The 24546-nt window shown below is 31.7% G+C and carries 23 protein-coding genes and 4 pseudogenes; 5 read left to right on the top strand and 22 right to left on the bottom strand.

The genetic code is table 11. The annotated features are described in order from the left end of the window. Positions 1-185 (bottom strand): hypothetical protein (locus tag AC2CGR_RS23480; protein WP_484481255.1); only part of this gene is annotated, 185 nt, incomplete at its 3' end. Between the two features lie 362 nt (positions 186-547). Further along, positions 548-1172: pseudogene (locus AC2CGR_RS23475) on the bottom strand (IS6 family transposase). Positions 1173-1385: 213 nt separating this feature from the next. Here AC2CGR_RS23475 and AC2CGR_RS23470 point away from each other — a divergent pair. Next, on the top strand, positions 1386-2672 hold the full coding sequence (locus AC2CGR_RS23470; protein ID WP_484481254.1) for an FG-GAP repeat domain-containing protein: 1287 nt from the start codon (positions 1386-1388) through the stop codon (positions 2670-2672). Positions 2673-3032: 360 nt separating this feature from the next. Here the strand turns inward: AC2CGR_RS23470 and AC2CGR_RS23465 are convergent, their stop codons facing one another. Further along, positions 3033-3428, bottom strand: a complete 396-nt coding sequence (locus AC2CGR_RS23465) for a (deoxy)nucleoside triphosphate pyrophosphohydrolase (RefSeq protein ID WP_484481253.1) — start codon at positions 3426-3428, stop codon at positions 3033-3035. Between the two features lie 424 nt (positions 3429-3852). Continuing rightward, on the bottom strand, positions 3853-4662 hold the full coding sequence (locus tag AC2CGR_RS23460; RefSeq protein ID WP_484481294.1) for an HNH endonuclease: 810 nt from the start codon (positions 4660-4662) through the stop codon (positions 3853-3855). 236 nt (positions 4663-4898) lie between these two features. On the opposite strand from AC2CGR_RS23460, the pseudogene AC2CGR_RS23455 reads away from it, so the two are divergent. Further along, positions 4899-5006 (top strand): annotated as a pseudogene (locus AC2CGR_RS23455) (right-handed parallel beta-helix repeat-containing protein); the annotation flags it as partial. A gap of 330 nt (positions 5007-5336) precedes the next feature. Here AC2CGR_RS23455 and AC2CGR_RS23450 read toward each other — a convergent pair. From AC2CGR_RS23450 to AC2CGR_RS23440, 3 genes are read right to left on the bottom strand one after another with little or no spacing between them, the layout of a single operon-like run. After that, positions 5337-5912, bottom strand: coding sequence for a replication-relaxation family protein (locus tag AC2CGR_RS23450; RefSeq protein ID WP_484481293.1), 576 nt, complete (start codon positions 5910-5912; stop codon positions 5337-5339). A 16-nt stretch (positions 5913-5928) separates the two neighbouring features. After that, a complete protein-coding gene (locus AC2CGR_RS23445) occupies positions 5929-7101 on the bottom strand; it encodes an FtsK/SpoIIIE domain-containing protein (protein WP_484481252.1) in 1173 nt (390 codons plus the stop codon). Positions 7102-7111: 10 nt separating this feature from the next. Beyond that, a complete protein-coding gene (locus AC2CGR_RS23440; protein ID WP_484481251.1) occupies positions 7112-7432 on the bottom strand; it encodes a hypothetical protein in 321 nt (106 codons plus the stop codon). Positions 7433-7720: 288 nt separating this feature from the next. Between AC2CGR_RS23440 and AC2CGR_RS23435 the strand changes: the two genes are divergently transcribed. Continuing rightward, positions 7721-7942 (top strand): helix-turn-helix domain-containing protein, encoded by a 222-nt coding sequence (locus AC2CGR_RS23435; RefSeq protein WP_075312952.1) that lies wholly within the window; start codon positions 7721-7723, stop codon positions 7940-7942. A 397-nt stretch (positions 7943-8339) separates the two neighbouring features. Here AC2CGR_RS23435 and AC2CGR_RS23430 read toward each other — a convergent pair whose 3' ends face one another. The 14 genes and pseudogenes from AC2CGR_RS23430 to AC2CGR_RS23365 all read right to left on the bottom strand — a co-directional run bounded on the left by AC2CGR_RS23430 (position 8340) and on the right by AC2CGR_RS23365 (position 21299). After that, positions 8340-9137 (bottom strand): cell wall hydrolase, encoded by a 798-nt coding sequence (locus AC2CGR_RS23430; protein ID WP_484481250.1) that lies wholly within the window; start codon positions 9135-9137, stop codon positions 8340-8342. A gap of 416 nt (positions 9138-9553) precedes the next feature. Beyond that, complete coding sequence (locus tag AC2CGR_RS23425) at positions 9554-10219, bottom strand: response regulator (protein ID WP_042514452.1); 666 nt, start codon at positions 10217-10219, stop codon at positions 9554-9556. After that, on the bottom strand, positions 10219-11373 hold the full coding sequence (locus tag AC2CGR_RS23420; protein ID WP_042514453.1) for a sensor histidine kinase: 1155 nt from the start codon (positions 11371-11373) through the stop codon (positions 10219-10221). The genes AC2CGR_RS23425 and AC2CGR_RS23420 overlap by 1 nt, the downstream gene beginning before the upstream one ends. A gap of 196 nt (positions 11374-11569) precedes the next feature. Continuing rightward, positions 11570-11842 carry an HU family DNA-binding protein gene (locus AC2CGR_RS23415; RefSeq protein WP_042514454.1) on the bottom strand — a complete coding sequence of 91 codons (273 nt, stop codon included), beginning with the start codon at positions 11840-11842 and terminating at the stop codon, positions 11570-11572. Positions 11843-12083: 241 nt separating this feature from the next. Next, complete coding sequence (locus tag AC2CGR_RS23410; RefSeq protein ID WP_071680247.1) at positions 12084-12284, bottom strand: DUF2187 family protein; 201 nt, start codon at positions 12282-12284, stop codon at positions 12084-12086. 211 nt (positions 12285-12495) lie between these two features. Next, positions 12496-12894: a hypothetical protein gene (locus tag AC2CGR_RS23405; RefSeq protein WP_088308903.1), complete on the bottom strand. Its 399-nt coding sequence runs from the start codon at positions 12892-12894 to the stop codon at positions 12496-12498. Between the two features lie 1559 nt (positions 12895-14453). Next, positions 14454-15119, bottom strand: coding sequence for an aquaporin (locus tag AC2CGR_RS23400; RefSeq protein ID WP_484481249.1), 666 nt, complete (start codon positions 15117-15119; stop codon positions 14454-14456). A 1077-nt stretch (positions 15120-16196) separates the two neighbouring features. Next, positions 16197-17615 (bottom strand): AcpB/EbpR/MafR family transcriptional regulator, encoded by a 1419-nt coding sequence (locus AC2CGR_RS23395; RefSeq protein WP_088308899.1) that lies wholly within the window; start codon positions 17613-17615, stop codon positions 16197-16199. A 578-nt stretch (positions 17616-18193) separates the two neighbouring features. Beyond that, a pseudogene (locus AC2CGR_RS23390) lies at positions 18194-18660 on the bottom strand (IS6 family transposase); the annotation flags it as partial. A gap of 323 nt (positions 18661-18983) precedes the next feature. Beyond that, positions 18984-19136: pseudogene (locus AC2CGR_RS23385) on the bottom strand (zinc ribbon domain-containing protein); the annotation flags it as partial. A gap of 269 nt (positions 19137-19405) precedes the next feature. Then, complete coding sequence (locus tag AC2CGR_RS23380; protein WP_088326198.1) at positions 19406-20290, bottom strand: Rpn family recombination-promoting nuclease/putative transposase; 885 nt, start codon at positions 20288-20290, stop codon at positions 19406-19408. Positions 20291-20451: 161 nt separating this feature from the next. After that, a complete protein-coding gene (locus AC2CGR_RS23375) occupies positions 20452-20868 on the bottom strand; it encodes an ArpU family phage packaging/lysis transcriptional regulator (RefSeq protein ID WP_088326201.1) in 417 nt (138 codons plus the stop codon). A gap of 27 nt (positions 20869-20895) precedes the next feature. Then, positions 20896-21066, bottom strand: coding sequence for a hypothetical protein (locus AC2CGR_RS23370; protein WP_088326204.1), 171 nt, complete (start codon positions 21064-21066; stop codon positions 20896-20898). Positions 21067-21170: 104 nt separating this feature from the next. Next, positions 21171-21299, bottom strand: a complete 129-nt coding sequence (locus AC2CGR_RS23365) for a DUF3983 domain-containing protein (protein ID WP_139254182.1) — start codon at positions 21297-21299, stop codon at positions 21171-21173. A gap of 266 nt (positions 21300-21565) precedes the next feature. Between AC2CGR_RS23365 and AC2CGR_RS23360 the strand changes: the two genes are divergently transcribed. Beyond that, positions 21566-22102, top strand: coding sequence for a hypothetical protein (locus AC2CGR_RS23360; protein WP_042514467.1), 537 nt, complete (start codon positions 21566-21568; stop codon positions 22100-22102). A gap of 692 nt (positions 22103-22794) precedes the next feature. After that, positions 22795-23100 (top strand): hypothetical protein, encoded by a 306-nt coding sequence (locus AC2CGR_RS23355; protein ID WP_088326207.1) that lies wholly within the window; start codon positions 22795-22797, stop codon positions 23098-23100. Between the two features lie 389 nt (positions 23101-23489). Here the strand turns inward: AC2CGR_RS23355 and AC2CGR_RS23350 are convergent, their stop codons facing one another. Continuing rightward, positions 23490-24473 (bottom strand): hypothetical protein, encoded by a 984-nt coding sequence (locus AC2CGR_RS23350; protein ID WP_484481248.1) that lies wholly within the window; start codon positions 24471-24473, stop codon positions 23490-23492. Positions 24474-24546: the final 73 nt, after the last annotated feature.

Here is a 24546-nt window from a genome sequence, read left to right as displayed (position 1 = left end):
CTATCACCACCCCCAACTACTACTACACCTCCAACTACTACTACGCTACCACCACCTCCAACTACCACTACACTACCACCTACTACTACACCTCCACCGCCTCCAACTACTACTACACTATCACCACCCCCAACTACTACTACACCTCCAACTACTACTACGCTACCACCACCTCCAACTACCACTACACTACCACCTACTACTACATCTCCACCGCCTCCAACCTTATAGTAAAGTGGTGGCAGAAAAAGCTAAGGAAAAGATTGAACTTTTCCTTAGCTTTTTTGAGGTAAGTCCTTATGTTTTTTAGTGGGGTAATTGCTCAACATTGTAAATACACATTTTTCTAAAGCCACTACTCTTCTATTATCCCAAACTTATCCAATCACTAAGGTAGTATGGGATTAAATAATAAATTCTCACTTCATACTCAATAAACAATAGTATTTTAAGGTTCTGGTGCAAAAAATGATAAATAAAATTGAATCAACCGAATTACCTGTTAAGCAGCTAATCCAAACAACTGGTTGATAAAAATATCCTAATTTTAAACAGACTGATCCTGCAAATCAATTTGTTCTTTTTGGACCATATGCATGGCTTCATCACTACTCAATATAGAAGCTGATGTTTTGTATGATTTTAATCCCAACATAGAGCGTACACGTTTTTTTATAGAATGATAATATTGTTCTACTATGTTATTTAAATATTTCATCCTCCAGATTTTGGTTCCTTTTGATATCCTTTTTTCTTTCTTCAACTCTTCAATAGCAATTGGATAAGCAGTATTCTTATCGACTGTTATAACACGAGGCTCTTAAACATGAAAAAACTGCGAAGCTTTCTTGAAAAAGCGCTTTGCAGCCTTATGATTTCTAAATTTACTCAAATAAAGGTCAATCGTGTTTCCTTCAGAATCAACAGCACAATATAAATACATCGATTGTCATTTTACTTATATATATTTCGTTCACTCTCCATGAGTTATTCGTTTGTTTGAGATGACGTCGAATCTGTTTATCAAACCCCGGTCCATATTGATGTACCCATCGCATAATAGTTGTATAAGCCAGGAATAACCCTCGTTCTTCCATTATTTCCACCAAATCACGAAAACTTAAATTGTACCGTAGCTACCAACGTACAGTAAGCAAGGATACGCTGAAAATAACTTTATAGTTACTTAATGAAACTGTTTGGTAACTACTGCTACCTGCCTCATTGCGTTTACCATTTATATGCAATTTAGACAATTCACCCAATTAATTCGCCGTTGAATTTATTTTATATATGAATATATATATATAATAGTAATTTGTACAAGCAGTAGTACGTTTTTTACAACAAATTTCTCTTCAAAATTGTTAAAAGGGGGATTTATTTTGATTTGTCCATCGTTTAATAGAGCGATAAATTATATGGTAGGGACTCATCCTGTAGGAATCACGAGTGGTGATTTTAATGGGGATGGTAATCTTGATTTAGCTGTTGCAAATAACAGGTTTATATCAATCCTTCTGGGAGCTGGAAATGGTACGTTTCTGCCTGCAATGAATATTAATATTGGGGATTCTCCATTACTAGGAATCCTTGCTGCTGATTTTAATGGGGATGGAAAGTTAGATCTAGCGGTAACAAACGACACACCTAGTAACGTTGTCTCGATTTTGTTAGGAAACGGAGATGGCACTTTTCAGGCTCCAACAAATTACGTTGCGGGAACAAGTCCTGGACAATTTATTGCTGCTGATTTTAACGGAGATGGAATTTTAGATTTAGCTGTTACAAATACTCTTTCCAGTAATGTTTCCATCTTTTTAGGGAATGGAGATGGCACTTTCCAACCTTCAACTTTTTATCCGGCTGGAGACGCTCCTATAGCAATCACGACAGGTGATTTTAATGGAGACGGAAAGCTTGATCTTGCCGTTACTGATGTTAATGTAGGTGCGAATAATGTATCCGTCTTGCTAGGAAACGGAGATGGCACTTTCCAATCTCCATCAAGTCTTCCAGTAGGACAAACACCAGTAGGAATCGCTTCGGCTGATTTTAACGGAGATGGAAAACTTGATCTTGTGGTCGCAAACGAAAATAGCCAGAATATTTCGGTCTTATTAGGGAACGGAGATGGCACATTTCAACCAGCAGTAAATTACCCAGTAGGGGCCATAGGAAGTTCCCCATTGTTTGTTACGGTAGCTGACTTTAACAATGATGGCCTTCTTGATCTTGCAGTTGGAAACCTTGGCACAAACAATATTTCGGTCTTATTGGGGAACGGAGATGGCACATTCCAGGCTGCAGTGAATTTTGAAGTAGGACAAAGTCCTGAAGTAATTATAGCGGCTGATTTTAACAATGATGGTGCCATCGATATCGCTGTCCCAAATTATGAATCTAATAATGTATCAGTATTACTAAACAACTGTTTCTCAAGTTGTGGTCAACAACATTCTCAACAAGTTTGTTACGTTCTTCAATTCAATATTTCCACAGAGAAATTCTCCACGACAGTAACTTGTGAGTCGTGCAATCAATCAGTTACATTTAACCCTACAACAGGAAATCTGACTATCACACTACCATTTACAGTTACTTATACAGTTACAATCACAAACACTTTCGAGTTAGATTGTAGTCTCATAAGTGTACAAGCAAATTTCTAAATAACAAAGGGAAAAGAATCCTGGTAACTAATCAAGGATCCTTTTCCCTATATTATTAAGGAAGCAAACTCTACTGATCCCTGTTTACCTTAAATTATTTGTCTTATTAGTTTTATCAATGGCTTACCCTTCACAATATTGCCCCTGCATTACAAGTCGAATATGTTCCCAAACACAATAATGCTGATAATAACCAACCAAACCTTTCAAGGTAGTTCTCACCTATCACTGTAAACAAATAGAAATACACAACGTTGAGGTAATGATTTGCTACACCAACACCAATTAGTGTAATGCATGAAGGATAGCATATATTTGTCTAAAATCCCCTCTTTTAAGAATCAAATTTTCAAACAGACATTAAAACAATAAACTTAATATCTTTACAGTCGGAATATCCGCAGGTGCCCACTTTAACTCTAATAAATTTTTATCTTGAATCCACTTGAGATCTGCATGCTCAAGTGCTTTAGGTATACCGGACTTTATGTGTGCCTTATAAGTAGCTAGATGAACTATAATATTCTCATACTCATAATCCACTTCTTCTATTTTTTCACCAACTGTAATCAAACATCCTAGTTCCTCTTTGATCTCACGTATCAACGCCTCTTGCGGCATTTCCCCTTCATTAATTTTTCCACCTGGAAATTCCCAATGGTTCGGTAATGACATTTTAGGAGAACGTAATGCACATAGGACCTCATTTCTCTCATTAAAAATGACAGCTCCAACAACCGATACTTTCTTCTTCATGAATCGTCACTTCTTTCACATCTTATTTAATACTTATAATCTCTACTTCTCGTCTTCTTGTTTATACCACAATATTTTTTAAATAATTTGTAAACATCTTCATGTAGGTTTAAAACATGCAACTTCCGATGATAATTTGCATATATTCCGACAGTGTTATAAATTGTATCTTTCCCGCTTTGGGATAGTCATTCCACATAATGTGCTTCTAGATATGGATTCCTTTTTTATCTTGGAAAGAAGCATATTATTCACATAACTCTCATATACCTTGCACACGCCTTTTAGCTAGCTCAGCTACATACTTATTACGTTGATATACTGTATATTTTATAAAGCACCTACTATAACCATGGGATACTACCTTTGTAGGTCAGTCCTTTAAGTTCTTTTAACTTATTGCTCCCAACAATTTTTTACCCACTTATCCCTGAAATATACACTCCCTATGCCATTCCATGTACTGACGCTGCATTTCATTCATTTTTATCTGCAAATTATTATGTATATTTAAAAAGATTTTTAAAGCCTCGTCTAAACTGTTCGAAATTAAAATTCTCCCGTCATCTCCAAAGCTAATATAACCTTTATCAAATAAAGCATCATGGTTAGGACAAAGTAGTAGTCCATTGTTTATATCTAACCTTTCTCTATGATTAGATTGGCTCCAAGGCTTAATATGACTTGCTATTAGAAAACGTTTATCAGAGACTCCACATAGTTTACATTTCTCTTCATTCTTCAATAAGTTCTTTTTAAAAATGGATTGTCCAATTCTAGATTTTATAACTTGTTCTTTTTCAGTTTGATTTAATACATACGACAAATCCTTCTCTATTTCTTCCAGAATAGTTTCTTCGTCACTACTTCTTATGTTTGATAGCTTGTTCCAAGTATCCCTATTTTTTTCTTTAACTATTGTTAATAAATAATCAGCAAGTTCTAGAGTTACTCTAAACAGGTAACCAGTATTACCACGCCCAATCTTATTAAATGGAGCGTATTTTTCCCCCTGTAGCTTTAATATGTTTTCTATGAAATCTTTATATATAATAGGAATCTCCAAATCATGGTACTCCACATTTACAATCCATCCTTCTTTTTCCCAGAGCTCAGTCTGTTCTAGTCCAATTGGCTTATCATGAACCTTATAATCCTCTTTTGCAACCAGAATTGATACTAACTTTCCTTTAAAACTATTAAAAATGATGTCACCTTTTCTTATCATTTTCATATCTGTCCAGTGATGAAATGTTTGTCCCTTGTTATTTTTTTGTGGCGCCCAGAGAAATCCTCCCTCCCTCTCTTCCTTATAACTTTTATTTTGAAAAACAAGAAAATAATTCATTTTACTACTCCCCATATATTAGATTGGAAACTTATCTTATCAATATTTAAGTAACTGTTTATATTCAAATAAAATATTATCAAATCTAGTAACCTTTTTCACATGAAACATCTAAATTATTCCTTGTTACTTATGGTACTTCACCTCATGTACAAAATAATTTAAATCATCTTTTGATAGAAAATAACCAATTAACAAATTTGAAATTAAGACTAAGTGAAGCAATTGCTGGAATTATTACATGAATGGTATGAAGAAATTCGTTTATATCATGTAAAAGAAGCTTAAAAGGACTAGAAGCAGACCAATATGTATCATTCTATTATTCCCCACTGGATTTTTGATATAAAGTCTTGGTAGATGCGTTCTCACGACCACATCCCACTAATAAAATTGGTAACAATAATCCTACTACTAGATACTTTTTCATATCTATTCTCTCTGTTTGTACCATGTTTATACAATAACAATGGCACATTTACCGCCTTCTAACAATCACCATCTCACATGGCTGAATATATTACTGAAAAGAAAAAAGCTCTGCATTATACAGGCTTTCTTTATGATTTTACCGCTAAATTATTCATAAAATTCTCTATACAATTCGCCTGAAATATACGTAAATGATGAGAATGAACGTCATAATGTTTATCAGTAATGATAAGAATTGAAGGAAAGAATTTAGAAGTTTTCGGTTGCCAGGATTCATTATGCCATTCTTGGCTATGGAAGTATAACTCATATCTATTTATCTTCTCTTGCATTATCTTTTTACTGTACACTGACTTTTGAATTTCAATAAAGAATGGCGACCTACGCCATATAGTAAATGCATCGGGTTCCATGAATTCTTTCCCATACTTTGGTTCAACTTCGAATAGTTCAGGCAGTTCATAATGAACGAGTTGTTTATATGCATCCACAATACCAAGGAAATGAGGAATTTTTTGACTTGTTTTTCTGATAGGACTGGGTTGCAGAAAATAAATGTATGGATGTTGCAATACGTTAGCATCAACATGACCGTCTCTTCTTAATCGTTTCATAACCGTATTACAGCAGGTTATCGCATTCTTTAAGCCTTGAAAATGCAAGTCAATAATATCGTCTCGGGACATACATCTAAATCGTTTCAAATCATTCAGAATTCCTTTATCTCTGCTCTTCATCATCTAACACCCCAAATAACGGAATTTCTAATTGCGATGAATACTTGAGTATCTTCTCCTCTTTAGACATGCGATATGGTTCAACAATTTGTTTCGCCTTACTTAATTCCAAATAAGGAGCTTGCACTTTCTTTAATCCATTTCGTTTAAAAATCATTTGTCCAGATTGCTCTAAATGCTCTGAACCAGGAGTACCCATAATATTACTATTAATCAAACTATCACATTTAAAGCCCAGCCTTACAGTCATATTAAGTTTTAACTTACCATCTAGCACCTTGGCATCCGGCCTCTGCATACTAAGCAAAAGAAAAACCCCAAGTGATCGCCCAACTGCTGAAATCTTTTCAATTGTAGCCATACACTCTTTTTCATCTTTAAGCATAGCCACTTCATCAATAGCAAGCAAAATATATGGCTTTTGATGAGGTGGATTTAATTTGTTATACGCATCAATATGATCAACTTCATATTCTTCCATAAGTTTTCTTCGTTCCCTGATTTCCTTCCATAACTTTTGAAGCATTATTTTCATTTCGCTCTCTTCCATACAAACTTCTTTTACATGCTTCACTCTACGTAAAAAATGAAATTCAGAGTTTTTTAAATCACCAAGATACATATGCAACTTTTTTGGAGACATATATTGAATGAGTGTGGATAGCACAACACGTACCATACTACTTTTCCCACTTCCCGTTTCTCCTGCGATTAATAAGTGCGGTGAATTGGAACCAATCATGTCGTACGCAATCATTTTTCCGAATTGGTCCTTGCCGACCACAACAGGCAAACGGTAACCTTTTAATAGCGGCTGCCATTCTCTATAACAATAAGTATACGGCTTTAGCCCAGCATTCGAATGAAATACATGTAGGACAAACTTTTTCACGTCCCCTTCAATCGTAATATTCCGCCCTAATATTTGCTGAAAACAAAACCATTTCTTTTCAATCTTCTGTGGATCTAATCCGTTTGGTATGGTAAATACATATCTCACGCTTTCTGCTGAGGCAGAAACAGTATGTACCTTTGGATAAATAGGTACTTTCCCTCCGCGTGTTTGATGTTCCGTATATAGACCTGCTTTTCCAAATACCTCTATAAGTTGATTCTTTAATCTTTTTGTATGAAGCCAATTCTTTATCATTCTCATATGCTTCCACCTAAAACATGATTAGGATACGAATAAATACATATCCAATCAAACAAACTCCACCTATCCGCATGCCGTAATAAATACCTTCACTTATAAATTTAGCTGCCGATATATGGTCATGTCGCACTAAATACTTTTCTAACATGACTGCCCCTATTAAAACCGTTCCCATTACTCCTAATGCAATGTAAGTATGTAGTACCTGATCTGACATATGAAGGAATGCGAAAGGACTAAATGAATTGTATTTACGATTTTTCTTTTCTTTCTCTTCGTATGGTTGATTCATACATTCACGAAAAGAAATTGTTTCCTTCCTACCACGCATTTAAATGCCCCCTCTATAAACAAAATGAACAAACTAGATAAAATATAGGGTTTATACGCCTATTACCTTGATAGCATTATCTTGATTGTTAACTTGGTAGATACTTTGCTAGTACAAAGCCTGGTTGATTTGGTATCTAATTTGGTAATAAGTTTGCTATATACCATAGTGGCTACCTTGATACATCATATTACGTGGGGCTTGTACATTATTAACACTTTTGTTTAAAAAAATCAGGCTTTGGTAAAGATGTGATTAATAGAGGATTTAAGAATAGGAGTGTTCACAATGTTTGGCTTGGGGAAACCATTATCAAAGTTTGGTAAGTTTTTAAGGAGAAATAATATTACTCAAACCGAATTAAAAGAATGGAGTGGAGTAAATCAAAATACAATTAGTCGTATTTCTCGTTCAAATACATTTAAGCCTTCATTAGGAAATGGCCAAAAACTAATTAGGGCCTTAAAAAGAAAAGGTTACAGCGTAGACTTTGAGGATTTTTGGATGTAATAATCAGCTCGATAAATCGAGCTGATTATTTTTTGAGGAATTTATCATTCTTTTTGATTTTTGGGACGCGTTAACTTATATAAAAATATTAAAATTCAAAAGAGCGTGTGTAAAATGTGACAAACAAAAGATATATTGTCAATAGCAATAGTATTAGTACACAAGTAAAATACACGATAGAAATACGCTTTCTATTCTCTTTCCAATTACGTATACTGGAGATTATAAAACTTACTATTACCATGCAACAAATCCCTACCAAAAACACCAATACATACTCGTGAATAATAACACCACACATTAAAAATATAACTGCTAGTATTGCTAATAGTGAATGAACTACACGCAAAAATAACCTCTCCTTATCTCATTGGAAACCTATTAATGTACGATTATTTTATTTAGCAAACAGATGGTTCCCAATTTGTGCAACGGTTTGACGTGTTGTAATCCATTTATCAGTCGAGGTTTTTGGATTGTAGAAATAAAGCCAATCAGAATTTGTTCCTTTTGAAGTGAGAGCCTCTTCTACTGCCATTTTTGCTTCCTGTGTAGCAGGCTGATTAATTCTACCGTCTGTAACAGGAGTAAATGCATAACCATTTTTAATGGGTTCATAAATTACGTCTGTAATTGTATTTGGAAAACCATTTGCGTTAGCACGATTTAATACTACCTTTGCAACCGCAACCTTTCCTGCATGCGGTTCTCCTCCTGCTTCTGCATTTACTAACCTGGCCATTAAGTCCACTTCTTGTAATGAAATACCAGTATCAATCTTTAAGTGCTGACCGACAAAAATATGGTTTTCATCTACGTTATTGTTTTGTTTTAGGGACTGTATTAAAACCTTATATTGTTGTGATATAGAACTTAATGTATCCCCACTTTTCACTTGGTAAATTGCTTGATATGTATTAGTTGAAACTGATGAATTATTTTTTTGAACATATTTGTTTGCAGTTGACGGTACCGGAATTGTTAAACGTTCTCCAATATTAATTTGATCATTTGCTTTATTGTTTTCTTGTTTAAGTGATTGTACGGACACCTCATATTGTTTACTTATTGCTTCTAGGGTATCATTCTTTTGAACCGTATAAACCGTTGAAGCCGCAGCCCCTACTGGATTTGATACTACTGTAATCATTGCAGCAGATAATGGTAACCAGGTTTTCGCCTTACATAACTTCATTCAAAAAAGCCTCCTAAAAATTATTAAGTACTCTTAATATGTTTAAGTTAAAAACAAATCAAGCTATTTATAGCGTAACAAAACATTGAATTCAAGTCATTGAATTTGTATTTCTATATAATAATTGAGTTTCTTATGATATTGAAAATGCAGTATTATTGTTAAGTTGAAAAAACGGATAATTTGCTCTAATTCTTAAATTAAATATGGTGAATATATAGAGTTACTTCAATTTATAAAGAAAAATTAAACCCTATTTTGAAACCATAAGAGCTTCAAAATAGGGTTTTTAATATATTTTATCTTCTGCAGTAATATATACGTAATTCCGTTTCAGCTTGAATACGAATAATACTTCGTTCATATTCAGGTTTTAACAAAGTTTTAATACCTTTTTACTGTTTGCAAAAGTGGCTTCACTTCACAATTTTTTGTCTAATTGCCATTACAGCCGCTTGTGTACGATCTGTTACCCCTAATTTTTGAAGAATTTTATGAATATGAGTTTTAACCGTTCCCTCTGAGACACAAAGAATTTTTGCTATTTCATGATTTTGTTTCCCGTAGGATAATAATTGTAAAACATCGATTTCTCGCTTCGTTAAAGTCTCATTATATTCACTTTTCACAATGTCCTTCTGAAGAGCATTATCACATTTTAAAAATTGTGCAAAAGCGTGGTTCGCTGTCGTACTATTATAAATCATGGCTCCCCTATTCATGGCACGTATACCATCTAACATTTCTTCTGTTTCTGTATCTTTTAATATATATCCAACTGCACCGGCGCGAATACCATCTAGTACATATTGCTGTACATCAAAAGTTGTTAATAAAACAACCTTAGTATTTGGTAATTTATCCATGATATTTTTAGTAGCTTCAATACCAGATATATCAGGCATTTGAATGTCCATAATAACCATATCTGGAACTGTCTCTAAAGTTGTACTAATTACCCCCTGCCCATTTTCACACTCTCCTATTATCTCCATATCATCTTGCATACCAATAATATAACAAAGACCTTTTCGAACAAATGGTTCGTCATCAGCCAGTACAATTCGAATCTTTTCTGCCATCATTCTCCTCCATTCTTATGAATTGGAATCCTTGCTTCCACACGTAATCCTTTCGGCTCATTTAAAGTAAAGGAACAACTGCCTCCGACCGACTCACAACGTTTTTTCATACCATTCAGACCAAATCCTAATTCTAATTCCTTATCTCCCTTAAATATACCATTATCAGCAACTGACAAACTTACTACTTCATCTATTTCTATCACACTCACAATAACAGAATCTGCATGTGAATGTCTTAAAATATTCGTTAAAGACTCTTGTAAGATACGGTATAATATTGTACTTTCTTCCATCGTCCACTCTGATATTTTTTCACTGTGAATAAATTCTATTTTTAATAGTGAATTTGCCTGAACCTGTGAAATTAACCCTTTTAACGAAGTAAGTCCAAGGTCCTTTTCATCACTTGTCCAATCCCTTACAGCCGTTCGGATTTCTTCCATCCCTTTACGCGCTACTTTTAAAAGATCGTCGACAGATTCATTTGCTGCAGATGGGTTTTTCTTTAGCATAATTTTAAGTGCCTGTAATTGAACAATAAGCGAGGTCATTTGATGTCCAAGTCCATCATGAATTTCCCGTGCTAATTTAGTTCTTTCAGCAAAAGCAGCATATCGCATTGAAAGTAAAGTTGTTTCTTGGAGTTCAGCATGGGCTTCATCTAATTCTTTTAACTGCTTTTGATTTTTTTGATATGCTTCCTTTAGCTTAGACGTACTACGAACCGAAACATAAATACCAGTTATCATTAAGATTTCTTGATAAGGAAACATACTCGAACTTGTAAATAACATTAAAATTATGCCAGTTGTAACAGCTAACACGGTCGTAGTTCTTGCCCACTTTGGTTCAGCCGCAGCAAGAAAAATTAGAAGTGGTAATAATACATAGTTAGGATAACTAGGATAAAAAAAATGTACTATACAAGACAATATTATTAATACAGAGGAAAACAACAAATATTTGATTTCATTCCAACGGTATTTAGGTGCATTTAACATCCAAAGATAAATTGCAACAAAAATACTACATACCCATATTGCAAAAGTACCATAAGGTGCGAAGCTTTTATAAAAAAACAGACACAACAAAATACTTCCAATTGCATTCCCTACATGACTACCAATAAACTTATAAAATGTTTTTTCCATATTGATAGAACCTCACACCCCTATTTATTAAAGTATTAACAGCCCTAAAATCATACCAACTATTGTCATAATTATAAGTGTAGTTAAATTCAATTCAGAAATAGTTATTTTCTTAACAAATATATGAACTTCATTACGTTTAGAATTAAGAAAAGGACCAGTACAATATGTAAGGTCCTTTTTCTTAATATAATCGTTATTTTACAGCTTCTTTTAATTCTTTCCCAGCTTTGAAAGCAGGTACTTTTGCTGCTGCAATTTGCATCTCCTCACCTGTTTGTGGGTTACGACCTGTACGAGCAGCGCGTTCACGAACTTCAAATGTTCCAAATCCGATAAGCTGTACTTTCTCTCCATTAGCTAAAGCGTTTGTAATTGTATCTAAGACAGCTTGCGTTGCTACAGCAGCTTCCTTTTGTGACAGTTCTACTTTTTCTGCTACACTTTTTACTAATTCTGTTTTATTCATTATCGTCACTCCTATAACTATACGTGATTGAAATTATAACGAAATTAACATTTCATTGCAAGAATGATATATTTCATTACGACAATTGAATGCTTGCCATTGCTTAAGATTATATAAAATAAATGAAAGAATTCTTTTCAATAAAAAATTCCCAAATAAATTTTTTATAAACCTATTTATTCTTAATCAAATGAACTGAATTACAAATCATATAAGTAGTTATTAACATAATTGTTTATAACTACTTATTGTAATGACCATGCTTAACCACCTGTCGAGATTCTATCTCTTCATATCCCTTATTCAATATATCTTCTGAAATATCTACAACGATTGTATTAGTTAGTACACTTACTACATACCCTTGTAATTTTAATTTAGAATTATCTCGATATGTAAAGCGAACTAGATCCCCTTTATTAGCGTCAGTTAATGTGCACATATAAGCCTCCCATGCAATCTTCTCAATTGTTCATTCAAAAGAGTTTTATTATCATTAATTGAGTTGTTTTCTTTTTTCTATAATGACATTTATGTATATGAGCATATACATTTACTTGATAAAGTTAAAGATGATTTCTCAGGTTCAAAATTGCTCATGTCCCTCTTTCTAAACCATATTTTAAAACTATTTACAAACAGTTTATTTAAATTCATCGCAATATACGCTTCTCGCTTTTTTTGATTTGCTTTTTTTCTTTCTTTTCCATTCTTAAAACACGAATTGTTAGAAAAGCGAAACCAAATGGTGCAATAAGAATAGAAAAAACAAATAATCCAATAGCAAGCAAAACCTTTAAAATCAAGTGTTTAATAATGTTACTTTTACGAACAGTTTCTTTGCTTCTTTTATTTATCATATTTCTTATTTGATAATAGACCATTCGTGAAAAAGGATATAAGATAGCATTTACAATAAGTAACAGCATATAACTTATTTTATTGGTTGGAATAATTTCCCGAATAGTAAGAAATATTAATACTGATATTAAATAACTTGTAATTAAAAACTTAATATCAAAAGATCGAAAAACACTAATTATAATTCTCATTTGCTCATACCTTCCTTATTTTTAGAACTATCGTTTAAAGCAATCATTAATAAAAAATAATTGCTTCATTCAAATAATATTATTTTTAAAAATTTAATAGTAAAAATTTAACGTATTCCCCGAAAGAATTCTCCTTCCTCAAGCGTGTGAAGGGCGTAGCCCAATGATAGGTGGGAGATGAATTTCGGTTTGGCATAGCCAAAAACTTTTGATAAACTAGCTATATGAAGTTCTTTGATAACTTGATATAGAAGGTTGCAGGAAGAAAATAGAGTGCGAAAACCAAGCCATTCGGTTCCTGCGTAAAATATCAACCGTACCAAAAGAGCATCCATGCGTTGGACTAGGGGTGGAACACCCCGAAGTAACGCTCAGGGAGACGAAAGGTTACTTTCGTCGTGGAACTGAGAAGCTCCCACTTCAAGCTTTGCTAAGTGGCGAGTAGTTCACATAAATAGAAAGACTCCTCAACAGTATTGAGGAGTTTTCCAAGTAAACAGTTCATAAACTAATCCTTATAATCAGAAATTATACATACATCCTTGAAAACATAGGATATTTAAGGAGTAAATCTATTATTTCATGAAAATGATTTTTGAAATGATATAAAATTTCCTGTTACAAGCAAAAATAGATTCACTAAAATTTATTCGTATGTGTTAAAATGCATATTTATATTTACAGCATTACTATTCTCATTAATTGTATTGAAGCTATTTTAAATACCTATTTTTAATCTAGTCAAAAATATTTCTTAATTAGCTACAAAAAAACAAACATACATTGGATATGTTTGTTTTTTTGTATACAAATTCTTTAGGCACATGAGACGAATACCAAAGAAAAACTTCTTATATTTATTCTATCAAAGTAATTCTTCAAAAAAATTAATGATTTTTCTCTTGATACGGAAATTTCGCATCACATTATTCTTATTTTTTAAATCATTTTTTAATAATACACAAAGATACATCATTGATTCTAATAATAATTAATTTCGAATATCTTAGTTTTTTATATTAGCAAAAATAAGGTAGAAAACAAGATAGTTTCTCTATTTTTATTGGAAGAACCCCTTCTGGCTAGGAATGCAGAAGGGGTTCACAATAAGGGATCATTCTGTTGCAATTTTTAAGGAGACAACATGTTTAGTTGTCTAATATTATTATTACACAGATTTCTTTCAATAAGTGTTCTTAAATTTCCTTATTAAAAGCAAAAATGAAACCGTTCAACAAATACAATTATGTTATGATTTTATTGCAGAGATGGGAAAGCAATATTAGATATTATGACACGGAAAAACAGCCGATACTCAAAATTGAGTATCGGCTGTTTTTTGGAATTTATATAGAAACCTCACTAAATTAATAAAGTCTACGAAATCTACGTATTACTTTATATTAAATAAAATACTCCCAATTCCAATTGGGAGTATTTTTAAAACAACACAATATAGATACCTTTCTCTTACTACTTGAAGTGAATACTATTAATTATCTCATCAAACTATATTTAACACATTATGGTCATTATAAGACAACGTGCTTATTAAAATATTATTTTTCAGTATTCAATAAAGATTTCCCTACCATGGCAGCAGCAATTCCACCTAGTACTGGAGCAATAGTGAATACCCATAATTGAGAAATTGCTTCCCCACCGGCAAATAATGCTGGTGCAAGACTACGAGCAGGATTCACAGAAGTTCCCGTTAATGAGATACCTAATAAGTGCACTAGCACTAAAGTAAGACCAATTACAATTCCAGCTAAATTAGTAATACCCTTTTTACCAGTCACAGCCATAATAACTAAAATAAAGACAAATGTTAACACGAATTCAACTAAGAATGAACCAGATGCTCCTAAATTTCCAAAACTATTCTGACCTAAGTTACTTAATGTCATACCTGATGATTTTAAAATGGTTACTAATGTTACAGTTCCTAATAATGCACCTAAGATTTGTCCTATTACATAATAAGCCAGTTCCTTAGCCGTCATACGTTTATTTATAAACATAGCAATAGATACAGCAGGGTTCACATGGCACCCAGAGATCGTTCCAATGCTATATGCCATAGCAACAATTGATAATCCAAAGGCCATCGCAATTCCTAAAATACCTATTCCTTCTACCCCTCCACCTATTACAGCTGTTCCAGTTCCAAATAGTACTAATACAAATGTACCAATACATTCAGCGATTGCTTTTTTTATCATGATTTTCCTCCTTTAAATATGCATAAAACTTAATCTAATAAAGATTTAAATCGTTTCATGCTAATTAAGTTCTCTTTAATAGAACTACAAATTAAAAAGCACTCACTTTTATTACAAGTGAATGCTTTTTAAAACACACTGAATAGATACTGAGCTTGAATAAATACATTGCAGTTCATAAAAACTCAATTAAATTATAACAAACACAAAATAATCTTTTCGCTACACTTTTTCCGGTTAAGCGGTAAAAATGTAGCGGAAATTATTCACTCTGACATTTTATATTATCGCTACCAATGCTTATTTCACTTAATTGATCTACATTACCTCTAAATATACTTCTCATATTCAAGGGTAGTAAAGAATTTATAAGCAACCTCCGGTTCTACATAGATTACAGTTTTTTTCTGAGTTCCTGATTCGAGTGTTACTGCCGAATTTGCCCTTATATATTAGGAACACTATTTTTGTTTTTGTATTTAAATTTAAATGTATTATAATATCACATTTATTATTAAATTCAAAAATTCTAAGTTTATATTTATTTGTTTCAATCTATCCTTTTCCCACTATTGTCTCCAAAAACTGATGCAGCTACTATGCCAGAAGCAATTAAGATAGCTAATACAAGACTAGTCACAGCTTCTAACTTTTTTGATAGCGATTTATTTTTTTCATTTTCTCAATCATTTAAAAATATTATTTGAAATTATAAAGGTCCTTGAGGCAAATAAGTTTAACGTAAAATACTCAAGTACTTAAAAATTTCATTTTACAAAGTTTAAAGAGAATTACTTTACCTAATTTTAAAAAGTGTTAAGAATAGTAGGAGCATATGTCCTACTATTCTTAACACCTTTAGTTGACTAACTTCCTTAGTAATCTCTCATAGATTTTTTGCGAGAAATTACTAGGAAATCCATGTGGTTTTTGAAAAACATTATGCGCTAACGCCTTATAATCCAATCGTTATAAATTTATTTCTAGATATTAAAATTAAAATAAAAGGAATCAGTTTGAATAAAATTGTTTCCTTTTATTTGATTGTAAAACATGAACTTTTAGAAACGGTAAAGTTTAATTCAAATGATAAATACAACTTTTAATTGAATTAATGTCACTGTCCGTTAACTTACCTGAAAAGTATATAATTGGGGTTTTTGTATTTGGTGGCTGATAATTAGTAATTATAAAATCATATTTTATTTCATCATTAATTGAATTATATATTTTTACATTTCCCCCAATGTTATTGGTTAATGTTGAATATATAAATCGTTTCTCTACCTCTGTACCGTTAAATAAAAATAAAATATTAATTTCATGTGCGAAAGAATTTAAAAGGAGTGTCGCATATGTGGTAAAAAATTCAATTTCTTCTTTATACATTCTATTTTTATTATAGGCCTTATTCCAAAATGAAACTAAGGATTTATTTTTTTTGTAATCCCGTAAAGACTCATTTTCAAGTTTATCCAACGAACTGAAATAGAATCCTAAGGATAAATTATATTGACTATAAATAAGACAATAATAAAAAATAGAACTTAAACCCACTACTAATTTTTCTTTTTTTTCTTTTTTTATATTATGTTTTTCCATAAGAATATCGATAAGCTTTAAATAGTTATGATAATCATCGTTTTTAACTTCCTTTAAATACTCAAGCATTGCCTCACTTTGTTTGCCTGTAGTAGCGAATACTAAAATTAAATAAACAGTTAATGCTTTTATTTCATTTTCAGGTAATTTGATTGAATAATATCTCTCAAAAGTTAGAATAATTCCATTAATACAATTGGCTTGGTAGCTATCATATATAGGTACATCATTAATTTCACTTTTTATATAGCACTTATTAGAAACTCTATTTATACAAATAGATAGAATAACACACAACATCTCAAAATCTACCGTTACTTTATGCTCTCGTATAATATTTTTGATCTCTTCCCTTAGTATATTTGGCAATAAGAATTGCTTTGTATATTTTTGTGTATTATAAAAAAAAGCGTGATAATAATGCCTAATATTTAGTTCTTCCCCCTCTAATTGGATTTCTCTTAAATTAATTTCTAACATACCCTTTGTTAGCATTTTTTTATGTTCTTTTATATGTTTTTTTAGTGTTAATTTACTCACAAATAAGTTTTGAGACCACTTTTCCAACGTATAGCATTTATTATTAAATAGACCTAGCATAATTTTATATATTATACTTTCATCTAAATAAGAATTTATGATAGGCAATATCGAATCAGTAATAGGTTTAATTAATATATACCCTTTCGATTTCACGCTTATAATATCCCAATGTTCAGGAAGGTCGCTTTTCAGTTGAGAAATGTCGCTTGAAACTGTCCGGATCGAACATTGAAGTTGTTCAGCAATATCTTTAGAAGGAACCAATTTTTGACCATTATCTAAAATCTCAAGAATTTGAATCATTCTTTTTACTGGTTTATCATGAATTAAACTATGTGTAAACTCAAGCATTAATATTTCCTCTCTTTTAAATGTATTTATGATGCAGAATAGAAAAATTTAAAAAATATCCTATTTAATGAAAGTAACTTTCCTACATACATATAAAATTTAGGACAACACTAATACTCTTTTTGTGTTACGACCATGTTATATATTATTTATTCCATTCTTAAATTATATATTGTTTATTCTATTCCTGCTTACTAAAAGTTAGTTTGTATTTTTTAATTGGAAGGGCATATGAATCAGGCTTCTCTAATGTATAAACGTATTAAATATAAAGACTTAAAAGTACCATCCACAAATGAATGAATGTCAATCATTTATAGGCTCGCATAAATTGAAGAATATTCTTGCATAGCAAAAATTAATGGATTTCATTCTGTAGTGCAAATATATCCTAATTTTAACTGTATCATTCTTATTATTTTTAGACATCTATCTTAAGATTGATTTTTTATAATTCCCTCTACCTAGAGATAGAGGGAATTATAAAAAAATCCAGTTCTGATGTTAATATATAATGAAGAACAAGTATAATAATAGATTCCTATCGGAATCTCTCCTCGTGCTATAAGATCAAGTACTTAATGAATAAATTTATTCTGATTTTGAACAGACTGGTTTTCTGGATGAACCTGTTTCTTTTTAATCATATGCATAGCTTCCATCCTACTAAGTACAGAGATGGTTGTTAGGAATGACTTAAAAGCACTAATATGCAGCTTACACGTTTCTTAATAAAACGGTGATCATGCTCCATGATATTGTTCAGATATATTATTTGTCTTACTCGGGTACCTTCTGGTATCTTTTTTTCGTTCTTCAACTGTTGAATCGATACTGGATAGGCTCGATTTTTATCTATTGTTATTACACGAGATCTGGCAACATGTGAAAAAGCCAAGACTTTTTTCAAGAAGCGCTTGGCTGCTTTGACATCTCTCGTTTTACTAAGTCAAAGGTCAATGGTATTCCCATCTGAATCGACTGCACGATACAAATACATCCATTGTCCTTTTACTTTGATATACGTTTCGTCAGCTCTCCATGAACCATATACAACACTATGATTCTTACGACTATTGCCTTTGAACACCTACCTTCTTTGTTGTTTAGAAGAACGTATTTATGTAGTTCTAGTTCAAAAAGATAATATATAAAAAGGAATCAAAATTTCCTAACAGACTCACCTGTTAAGCAATTAATTCAAACAGCTGATTGATAATGTTTCCTCGTGAACTACCCGCCACTTAACGTCCTAACGGACTGTTTGAAGTGGGGGCTTCTCGGTTAGTCGTTACTTTTAATAGCTAACGAATTCGTCCTAGGACAACCGAGCTAACTCCCTTGTTCCAAGGGTTATTTTATTACTATCTATGCTAACGCTAATAGGCGTATTGCTTCATTTTTGATATTGATAGCTGCGTTATAATCTCTATCGAGATTTACACCGCATATACAAGAATAGACTCGCGCAGACAATGACATATTTTTCACATTACCACAACTGCTACATGTTTTTATGGAACACCTTAACTATTCATATATTAAATATCCATTAACTGTGATTTCAGCTATAGCTATAATAAAAACAGGTTATGATTTAGGTTCCTTTATAACAAAGTTAAAATATTTTTAAATTATAAAAAGGCAATTGACTTTTTTACAAAAGATCAATTGCCTTAAATAATATAGAAAAAGCACTGCTGAAATCTTCATCAATGCTTTCCCATTAACCGTATATGATAATGAACGTCTAATTTTTCTACTCATGAGTTCTGTATACTCACATATATTTATTTTAGATTTAAGATACGTTCTATTTCCTTCACACTCAACTTACTTGCTTTTGCAATAGTTTCAAGTGGTACACCAATTTCATGCATTCCTCGGATCATCTGCATCTTACCTTGCTCAATCCCTTTTTCCATGCCCTCTTGTTCTGCATGCGCTAACTTAGCTTGTTCATCTAAAAGCAATTTTTCTCGAGCTTCGTACGCTGTTCTAAAAGAAGAATCATGGCTCATATTTTCCCATTTATTTATTGCCTTTTGTAAAATTGGATCTTGATTCATCGCAATCTCCTCCAATGTTTGAGTTAAATGTTCATCTTCATGTGCTGGTAATAATAACATCCAACGAACAAATGTATTTTCCCACGGGTTTACTTTTTCTTCACGCCATTGTTTTACCAATTTTGGTATCTCTACAAAATGGATTTCAATGTCGTCACTTAGGAGTTGCTGCATTTTAGTATTCCATAATTGCCCGATGGTATGAAATGCATCATCATGAGAAAATAAAATAAAATCTAGTAAGTTAATGGTAATAGTTTTCCGAAGTGAACGATATGGCATTCCTTCTTGCATTTGGGATGTATAAAGTTTACTCCAGTAATATAAGGAGCGCTTTACCATATCATGTGTATTTCGAAGCTGAATTTCAATATTTACTTGCGTCCCATTATCTAGCGTTGCTAATAGGTCTAAAATCGATAACTTATCATCTTCATAAGATTTATGGAGATGTGGATCATCTAATTGTAGCGAAGTAATAGGCGCATCTAAAGATTCCTCTAAAATTGCATTTAGGAAACCCGTTAAAATTTCCTCATTTCCTTTTGTTCCAAATAACTGTTTAAAAGCAAAATCAATGCGTAAATTCACTAATTTAGTGGACATGGATTTCCTCTCCCTGTCTATATCATATCTTATTAACTATTGTACATAAAAAAAGGTAGCACATGCAAACAGACTCTTATGTTATTAGAGTGTCTAAACTTTTGAACTACCCCCACTTTCACTTCTAAACGAAGTGAAAGTGGGGGTAGTTCAAAAAATATCTATATGAACGGCATAAACCTAATTGTTTTTAAACACAAAAAAGAAAGTCTTATATACACCATATAATCGCATACATCTTCATCTTCCAAATAACGCTTAATAATAATGTTTCTTTGGTCCTTTCCAGCACTCCCATTTCCTAAACGACTTAGAAATTGATCAATACAAAATGATGTTTGCTTAATCCACTCTTCTCGTTTACTTTGTTGTATATTAGCCATTGCAACATCTTCTAATGGCTTTCCTACATCATTTGTAGGTCCGTGATATCTAATTTCATAAGAAGGAGTGACTTTCATTTCTTCCCGCATCATTCCAAACTGCCTATATAAACGTACACTTTCCAGAACACCTTCTAATTTTTTCTGCGTTGCTACTCTATCGATTTTTGGTAAGAAAGATAATTGTTTAGTCATGTAAGACCACTCCTTTTTTATTTTTTATTACTTTTGTCTTAATGCTCCGCGTCTACGTTCATAACAAGGTCTATGCATCCCCATTAAATCCTCAATTTCACGATTGCTTAACTTCTCTTTTCGTTTTTTCTTAGCTTTCTTTTTTGTTTGATTCGATTTCTTTTTCCATTCACGTAATTGATCTCTTAACCCCTTCATTTACCCATCTCCCTTTTTAAAATAAAAAGGACACCTATTCCTAAAACAGCCTTACTTGCTGCTTTAATGAATTGGTGTCCTCTAGTTTTCTAGCCGGACTGTATTTATTTTATGATACTTGACTGCATGAAAAGATTCATCCATGCTTTATCTAATCTTTCTTTCTCATATTTTTGTATAGCCTTTGTGCGACGAGAAATTGCTTTTTTTATTTTCTTCTTTAAATTATTCAATTCTTTTACTGCCCATTTTTGGGTGTTTTCATTAGTTTAATACCTTATTACATTCAAAAAACTGATTGAATGTGAATTGTACCTATTTAACTTCAAAAGGATTATTTTGTTGTGTTCCTCAAAGAATTAATTCCGATTCCTCTTTTTAAAGTTATCTTTTTTCTTAATTAACAGAAAAAACATATCTCTTAAGCATATCCAAATTCTTTATAATTCTTTATTAAATAGAGAGTTCTATTTGTAATGTAAAAATAGGAGGTAATATAATGAAAAAACTTTTATTAATTGCTGTTCTGCTATTTACATCTTTTGTGTCTACTTCAAATATCTACGCTTCAACTACGTCTCAAACTACCTCATCCTCAGATCAATCAAAATGTACAGTTTGTGAGAATAAAGAAAAAGGAGAAATTCTTTCTGGTGATTCCAAAGAAAAATACATCCAAAATGCTATTGAAGACGAAAAAGTTTCAAACTTATTAAATGCTTATAAAGAAAAAGGATACAAGCTAAAAGTTGAAGATTCACAAGTTGGTAAATCACTACAAAATGTTATTGGAACTACACTAGTACTGTCAAAAGAATCAGATAAAGGCCATGAATATGCCTATATTCTTTACAATGATACTACTGGACAAGTTAACGACTTTGATGAAGAAAAAATAGAGAAAATTAAAAACATGAATGAATCTGAAACTCAGCCTCGAACATGTTTTGCTTGTATAGCGTATTGCGCTGCTCTAGTCGAAATACCAGCTGCATTTGCAGCTTGTATAGCATTTTGCGCAGGTTCACTTTGTTAAAAGGATAATTCATTAAAACATCGAATAAATTATTTACAAATAGAACTCTCTTAGTTAAAGGATGTTATTGAATGACAAATGATAGACCAATCAAGAAAAATAAATTACGTTTATCTAAAAGACAAAAAATATTTTTAATCATCTTTTTATATGCGATAGCAATTACTTCTTACATTTTGTTCGAAATATTTAGAGATAAGATCCACTAGAAGCCTCTCACTTGAATAAAACTCAATATTCCGTCAATACTGCAGGCAACCCATTTCGAACCATATTCCATTACCTGAGCAGTTAGCTTTTGCTAGCTGCTCTTTTATTTCATTACTACTCCTGTTACTTAAAGAAATCCTTTAGTTATACTTTCCAAAGTAAAAGAAAAGGTACATATTAAATAGTTACCCAATCAACATAAAAGATAATCTCTTATATATGATATAATTTCATAGTATATTACCATCTATTTTGAGTATTATATATTTTAGAATATTGATTGAATTATGCTATAGTTCCTTATCACTTCTTGATATTATATGATATTTCACCACTGAAGACCTCTGAAATAACATTATTCAGGGGTCTCCATTTATGTATAAAAGCACTAACTTTATATACTTAACATATAACATGTGTAACTTTTGAGTAAGTTTGATAATTCGCCTTTAATTATTAGTTCTATATTAGGAGTGGATCTTATGGAAGGAAAAACATTGATAAAGTATATTTTTTACTTTTTTTCTTATTTACTTGTTTACATACCCTCATTTCCAGTTATAGTTGTTCTTAGTATGGCTGGCGCTTCACCTGATGTAGAACATACTATACTAGAATGGATAATTACGATTTTTGAGTTATCTATTACAATTTTAGGTGCTTGGTTTTTTAACTTTATTTTCAAAAACATAATAGGAATTAAGAAGAATACAAAATTCACTTGGACTATCTGTCTTCTTCATTTAATTCTTATTCCTTTGACATGGAGACTTCTTCTTTATTATTAGGTTATCAACCCTTTTTATTAATAAATCTATATTTCAAATCCTAATTATTTAATCGTGTACTTGCATACTAAAAAAATAAATCCCTTTGTTTGTCTTAAACAAATATTCTTCATAACTGCATGCATAATAACCTCCTGGATCTAATTGTTCTAATTTTTGGTTTGGAATACATTTTGATTAGAGCTTTAGGAATTTTATCCCCTGATGCAAAACGGTGCAACTTTTTTATAAATAGTACAACTTAGTTCATTACTCTATACTCTTTCAAACGATACGACTTTCATTTTAAAATATCACATTAATAAAACTAACGTAACCATCTATCGTTAAAGAGTTAGATGGTTATGTTAGTTATTAAAAAATTATTACATATTATTTTTGATAAACAATTATTTTATTAGTTCATTGATGTTATTACTGTTTTGAATTTTCTCTGACGTTAGCCAGAGTGAATAACTTGTTCTATCTTTGTTGGATACAAATATATCAAATTTCTCGTTATGTAGTTCTTCTTTAAAAATCGTGACCACCTTTGTCAGATCCTCCATTACATTGGGATCATTTTTATACTCCATAGAACTGTCATTAAAAACTATCGTAGCTTCATATTTTGGACATTTCCCTTCCTTCGGATGTGCACAAGTAATATCTTTAATTACAAAGCGGTCATTTTGAATTTCTTTTAATCTTTCAAAGACTTTTGTTTGTGTTTCAATCATATATGTCCAATAACTGCTTACTGTATCTTTCATTGTTAGTAGAAGTTCTCCTTTCTTTATATCCTTTTGCACGTTTTCGAAAGGAAGACCAATCGATTTACCATTATGATCCTCAATCTCAAGTTCTGTTATCTTTTTATTACTCTTTTGAATGAGTTGGAATAATGAATATAAACGATCTAATTCTATTGTTTCAAATTGACTATAATCGATTTTCTTACTCGTTTTTAAGGTTAATAACAACTCATCTGTTGGTTTTCCTGCTGTATTGTTATAATCTACTATATATTGAAGAACATTTTTATTTTCAGATTGCTCGTAGCCTAACTTTTTCACTTCTTCAAGAATGGGTTTGAAATTCTTATATTCCTCGTATGTGTTTTTCCCATATTCGTATTCATCACCTTGTATTGTGGAATAGAAGATGCCATTTACCTCTACTCGAAATTGAATATTTTTATTATCTTTTGCTTGAACAGTATGGTATGTATGTCCCATATTTCCTTCATTTATCCCGCCCCAATTTGTTACAACAACATCGAACCCATGTTTTTCTTTTATATATTTTTTTACCTGATCTTCATTTTCATAATTGCATCCACTCAAACATAAGAAACATAACACGAACAACCATATATATTTCATTCTTTTCATATTATTTCTTATACTCCTTCCTTGTTTAAGAAACGTTCACAGGTAGTATACTGTATAATATATTAATAGGTAA

The organism is Bacillus sp. LSHTCR4, from assembly GCF_057197025.1.
Note: the sequence above shows the minus strand (reverse complement) of the source record. Positions and strands in the feature narration are given on the sequence as shown.